The sequence below is a fragment of the Sphaerisporangium sp. NPDC088356 genome (assembly GCF_040685555.1).
GTDB lineage: Bacteria > Actinomycetota > Actinomycetes > Streptosporangiales > Streptosporangiaceae > Sphaerisporangium.
The window spans coordinates 1-3,775 of sequence record NZ_JBFBIK010000232.1 but is presented as its reverse complement, the minus strand read 5'-3'; the positions used below and the strand labels follow the sequence as shown (position 1 = coordinate 3,775).

The following is a 3,775-nucleotide window of genomic DNA, read 5'->3' as shown; positions in this document are numbered from 1 at the left end:
CACCGGTGACCAGAAGCTGATCCGGCAAGTCAAGGACGATATGCGTGACTGGACCCTGAGCAAGATCGCGTGGGTCACCGGCCGGGGATTCGCCAGCGAACGCAACCGCCGCTACCTCCGCCAGGGAGATAGCGCCTACATCGTCGGAGAGAAACTCCGCTGCGGCAGCCCGGAGGTGAAGGCCGCCCTGTCCCGGCAGGGCCGCTACGGCGAGATCGCCGGGAACATGCGGGTCAAGCAGGTGCGGATCTCCGACACCGAACGGTTCGCGATCTGCCACAACCCCGAAGCCGCCGAACGCGACCAGCACATACGCGAACAACTCCTTGCCCAGCTCACCGCCCTCATCGAGAACACCGACCAGCTCAGCGAGTTCAAGCGCGGTGAGCTCCGCGGGCGGATCGCCGACAAGCCCGGCCTCAACCGCTACCTCCGCACCACCCCCGGCCGGCAAGCTCCACGTCGACACCGCCAAGATCAAGGCCGAGGAGAATCTCGACGGCAAGTACCTGCTGCGGTGCTCCGACCCGCATCTGTCGGCCGAGGACATCGCCCTCGGTTACAAGCAGTTCCTCGAAGTCGAGCGGGGCTGGCGGGACATGAAACAGATCATCGACCTGCCATCGTGGGTGCGGACGGTACGGCGGATGAACATCAGCCCGCCGGACACGCAAAGTTCGTAGACCGTCGGTCGACACTCACACGTATGGCGGCGAACACGGACTCGAACGCAACGCGCCGACGGCTTTCTCCACGTGACCTTTTTGCACCTTGCCTGCGGCGGCGAAGCATGAAGACCGTGAAACGGTCCCAGCAGCTCCGTCCCGTTCCATGTGGACGTCTCCCGCAACGAGGCGAGAGCCGTTGGGTGCGAGAGCATCACATGTCACTCCTTGAGGACGCCCCGTATCAAGAGGCGGCGGCCATTCATTCGGGCTGGTCGGAGGGCTGTTGAAGTACAGCTTCGAGCGCGGCGAGCAGGAGAAGTGACACACGATGGGTCACCGTGTGTTCCCGGACGAGCACCTCATGGCCACACCAGGATTTCTCGTGACGACAAGCTCCAGGCCGCGAGAGGGCCCAGAAGCGGCGTCAGACGCGACGGACTTACGAGTAGGCCCACGCGCGTAGGACTCGCGGTGTCTGCGAGTGCGGTCACCGGCCGGTAAGGCCGTCCAAGGCTTGATCCCAGGGGAAAATGTCGAGGTAGCGACTGCCGGTTCCCGGCTCGTGCAGCGGATACACCTCCGGGCCGAACAGCACGTCGACCCCAAAAGATCGGAGCTTGTCGATGTGTTCCAGGAACGCCGGATGGGCGGCATGAGCTCTGTTCGTGAACGGCAGCGCGACGGTCGGAAGCCGCTTGCCGATGGCCTCGACCAGGATGCCGAGCACGAGGGTGTCGCAGATGGCCAGCGCCCATTTGCTGATGGTGTTGACCGTGGCCGGCGCCACGATGACGGCGTCGGGAGGGGGCAGCACGTCGGGCTCGCCGGGGTTCTTGTACTCGCTGCGTACCGGATATCCCGTCAGGCGCTCCAGCGCGTCGATGTCAACGAAGCGCCGCCCCATGGGGGTGGTCAGGAGGCATACCTCCCAGCCTCTCCCCTGCGCCGCCACGATCAGCTTACTCACCTCGCGCGCCGGAGGCGCTCCGCACGCGATGACGTACAACACGCCCCGGTTCATGCCCGCACTCCGGCACGGCCCGCCAGCCGTACGAGGTCGGATGGAGCCACCCCCTGAACGCGGCGCAACAAATCGGTGATGACGCCTTGAGCGAGGGGACGGCAGCGCACCTCGAGGGAGGCGACGCTCTCAGCCTCCAGTAGAGTCCTGAGCGCCTCATCCCGTCGACCCCACTGGCTGTACCCGCGTGCCACATCGACGAGGAACGCGGCACGGCGCTCGCGGCGCATCTGGCCGAGTAGGGCCGGATCAATCGCACCGGCGGCCTCAACGGCCAGACCACCTTCACCGAGCACGACCAACGCGGCGACCTCATGGGCCGTGACATTGGCTGGCCCGAACGCAAGCCAATAGTGGTTGCTGCCCACCGCCACGAACTGGGCCGCCTGCCGGGCCTCTGCGATCAGGTCTCGCACCTCGGAGTGTCTCCCCATTGACGCGGCGGCCATCGCCCCCTGCAGCAGCACGTGTCCGTATAACGCACGCCGCTCCTCGCTCTCCAGTTCCACGCTGAGCCGGTTCGCCAGGTTGGCGAGCATGTCCAGTGCCGCACCCGACCGCCCCATGGACAGCAGAGCGTTGGCGATCCGGAACCCGGCAGCGGCCAGCAGCGACAGATCCCCCATGTGGCGCGCGGCCGTCATGCTCCTGTCCCCCGCCAGCCAGGCCAGCGCAGGCTCCCCCAGCTTTCGCAGCGTGCTGGCCGTGATCTGGTACACCTCGGCGAGCAACCGAGCCGATTCCTCCGTACCGAGCGCGCCATGCGTGGTCTGCGCGTTGACGATGCTCTCTGGAAGCACCTGGCTGATGACGTCGTAGTCCGCGACCTCGAAGGCGCTCCACGCATAGGCCACCTGGCGGCGGAGTCGGGCAAGGTCCCTGGGCCCGTCGTCAAAGGGGTAGCGCTCCATCGCGTCTCGGATCTGCTCGACCTGCGCATCGTCGATGCACAGCGTTGTGCCGCGAGTGGGTTCATCACCGGCCAGGGTCTGCAGATCGACGGTCAGCGCTTCACACAGGGAGTCCAGGACGGAGAGCCGGTCCGCACTACGAGCCCCGGACTCCACCTTGCGCAGCCAGCTGACCGAGCGGCCCAGCCGGTCCGCGAGGATCTGCTGGGTCAGGCCACGCCGGCGTCGCCAGTAGGCGATCCGGCGGCCCAGTTCCCGATCGTTCATCGCAGCACCTCAACCGTCCCGCGCTTGAAGCTCCCAGGACCAGCATCACCAATGGCACCGATCCGTGGGTAGCCCCCGCACCAGACCAATCGATCTCCGCCAGCCCGGCACAGCCGTTCATGCGCTAGCTGATCATCGCTTGGCGTTGGTCCGAGCTCTGACGCGATACAGCTTCGAGCACGGTGACCAGGAGAAGTGACACATGGTGTGTCACCGCGTCTTCCCGACAAGGACCATGGCCAGCACCGGGATGCCCTGTGCCATTCAGTCCGTACGCTGGCGCCCGTGGTGGTTTCTGTGGTGTTCGACGTAGGCGAGACGTTGCTGGACGACTCACGGGAGTTCGGCGCGTGGGCCGACTGGATCGCAGTCCCCCGGCACACCTTCTCGGCGGTGCTCGGTGGGGTCACGGCTCAGGGACGTGACAACGCCGAGACCTTCCAGTACTTCCGGCCCGGCTTCGACCTCGTCGCGGAACGGCGCCTACGGGAGGAGGCCGGCCTCGGTGAACGCATCGAGGAAAGCGACCTGTACCCGGACGTACGCCCCGCGCTGGCGGCACTCCGGGAGAGCGGCCTGTGGGTGGGCATCGCCGGCAACCAGACGACACGCGCCGCCGAACTGCTGCGCAGCCTCCGGCTGCCAGCGGAGCAGATCGCCACATCCGGTGAGTGGGGGTCGCCAAGCCCGACCCCCAGTTCTTCAATCACGTCATCGCGATGGCTCCCGGCAAGCCCGACGAGATCGTGTACGTAGGCGACCACCGGGACAACGACATCCTTCCCGCCAAGGCCGCAGGACTGCGTACAGCTTTGATCCGCCGCGGGCCCTGGGGGCACCTCTGGGCAGATGACCCTCCCTGCCAAAATGGACAGAGGTAGCAAACAGGCATAAAACTCTGTGCTGAG

At 66.3% G+C, this 3,775-nt stretch carries 6 protein-coding genes; 3 read left to right on the top strand and 3 right to left on the bottom strand.

Annotation, left to right across the window (positions count from 1 at the left end; genetic code table 11):
- On the bottom strand, nucleotides 1-310 hold a 310-nt coding region (locus AB0O34_RS36365; protein WP_363923482.1), incomplete at its 3' end, for a hypothetical protein.
- Between the two features lie 73 nt (nucleotides 311-383).
- Between AB0O34_RS36365 and AB0O34_RS36360 the strand changes: the two genes are divergently transcribed.
- Nucleotides 384-683, top strand: a complete 300-nt coding sequence (locus tag AB0O34_RS36360; RefSeq protein WP_363923480.1) for a hypothetical protein — start codon at nucleotides 384-386, stop codon at nucleotides 681-683.
- A 472-nt stretch (nucleotides 684-1,155) separates the two neighbouring features.
- On the opposite strand, the gene AB0O34_RS36355 is transcribed toward AB0O34_RS36360, so the two are convergent.
- Both AB0O34_RS36355 and AB0O34_RS36350 read right to left on the bottom strand, forming a co-directional pair.
- A complete protein-coding gene (locus tag AB0O34_RS36355; RefSeq protein WP_363923478.1) occupies nucleotides 1,156-1,689 on the bottom strand; it encodes a flavoprotein in 534 nt (177 codons plus the stop codon).
- Nucleotides 1,686-2,867: a helix-turn-helix domain-containing protein gene (locus tag AB0O34_RS36350; RefSeq protein WP_363923476.1), complete on the bottom strand. Its 1,182-nt coding sequence runs from the start codon at nucleotides 2,865-2,867 to the stop codon at nucleotides 1,686-1,688. Before AB0O34_RS36350 ends, AB0O34_RS36355 begins: the two co-directional genes overlap by 4 nt.
- A 297-nt stretch (nucleotides 2,868-3,164) precedes the next feature.
- Between AB0O34_RS36350 and AB0O34_RS36345 the strand changes: the two genes are divergently transcribed.
- On the top strand, nucleotides 3,165-3,623 hold the full coding sequence (locus AB0O34_RS36345; protein WP_363923475.1) for a hypothetical protein: 459 nt from the start codon (nucleotides 3,165-3,167) through the stop codon (nucleotides 3,621-3,623).
- Nucleotides 3,587-3,748: an HAD hydrolase-like protein gene (locus tag AB0O34_RS36340; protein ID WP_363923473.1), complete on the top strand. Its 162-nt coding sequence runs from the start codon at nucleotides 3,587-3,589 to the stop codon at nucleotides 3,746-3,748. Before AB0O34_RS36345 ends, AB0O34_RS36340 begins: the two co-directional genes overlap by 37 nt.
- The last annotated feature ends 27 nt before the right edge of the window (nucleotides 3,749-3,775 follow it).

Excerpts from the sequence above, each read along its gene's own strand:
- AB0O34_RS36355 (WP_363923478.1), bottom strand. The coding sequence starts at position 1,689 with ATGAACCGGGGCGTGTTGTACGTCATCGCGTGCGGAGCGCCTCCGGCG.
- AB0O34_RS36340 (WP_363923473.1), top strand. The coding sequence starts at position 3,587 with ATGGCTCCCGGCAAGCCCGACGAGATCGTGTACGTAGGCGACCACCGG.
- AB0O34_RS36350 (WP_363923476.1), bottom strand. The coding sequence starts at position 2,867 with ATGAACGATCGGGAACTGGGCCGCCGGATCGCCTACTGGCGACGCCGG.